The 1076-nt window shown below is 57.6% G+C and carries 1 rRNA gene; it reads right to left on the bottom strand.

What is annotated here, in order from left to right:
• A 23S ribosomal RNA gene (locus tag ACFXDE_RS43860) occupies positions 1–1076 on the bottom strand; the annotation flags it as partial.

Genomic DNA, 1076 nt, shown 5'->3' with positions numbered 1-1076 from the left:
ATGTGAGGCGGATTTGCCTACCTCACGGCCTACACCCTTACCCCGGGACAACCACCGCCCGGGCTGGACTACCTTCCTGCGTCACCCCATCGCTCACCTACTACAGACTTGGACCGGCGGCTCCACCACTTCCCTTTGCCCGAAGGCTCCGGGACGGCTTCACGGCCTTAGCATCACCTGGTTCGACGTTGGCGCTTCAAAGCGGGTACGGGAATATCAACCCGTTGTCCATCGACTACGCCTGTCGGCCTCGCCTTAGGTCCCGACTTACCCTGGGCAGATCAGCTTGACCCAGGAACCCTTGGTCAATCGGCGCAAGAGTTTCCCACTCTTGTATCGCTACTCATGCCTGCATTCTCACTCGTATACCGTCCACGACTCGATTCCTCGGCCGCTTCACCCGGCACACGACGCTCCCCTACCCATCCACACAGCCGTTGGGCCTATATATGTGAATGACACGACTTCGGTGATGTGCTTGAGCCCCGCTACATTGTCGGCGCGGAATCACTTGACCAGTGAGCTATTACGCACTCTTTCAAGGGTGGCTGCTTCTAAGCCAACCTCCTGGTTGTCTCTGCGACTCCACATCCTTTCCCACTTAGCACACGCTTAGGGACCTTAGTCGGTGTTCTGGGCTGTTTCCCTCTCGACCATGGAGCTTATCCCCCACAGTCTCACTGCCACGCTCTCACTTACCGGCATTCGGAGTTTGGCTAAGGTCAGTAACCCGGTGAGGCCCATCGCCTATCCAGTGCTCTACCTCCGGCAAGAAACACGTGACGCTGCACCTAAATGCATTTCGGGGAGAACCAGCTATCACGGAGTTTGATTGGCCTTTCACCCCTAACCACAGGTCATCCCCCAGGTTTTCAACCCTGGTGGGTTCGGTCCTCCACACGGTCTTACCCGCGCTTCAACCTGCCCATGGCTAGATCACTCCGCTTCGGGTCTTGGGCATGCAACTCAAACGCCCTATTCGGACTCGCTTTCGCTACGGCTACCCCACACGGGTTAACCTCGCTACACACCGCAAACTCGCAGGCTCATTCTTCAAAAGGCACGCAGTCACGGCC

Origin of the sequence: Kitasatospora sp. NPDC059408, from assembly GCF_042751525.1 — a bacterium.
GTDB lineage: Bacteria > Actinomycetota > Actinomycetes > Streptomycetales > Streptomycetaceae > Kitasatospora.
Note: the sequence above shows the minus strand (reverse complement) of the source record. Positions and strands in the feature narration are given on the sequence as shown.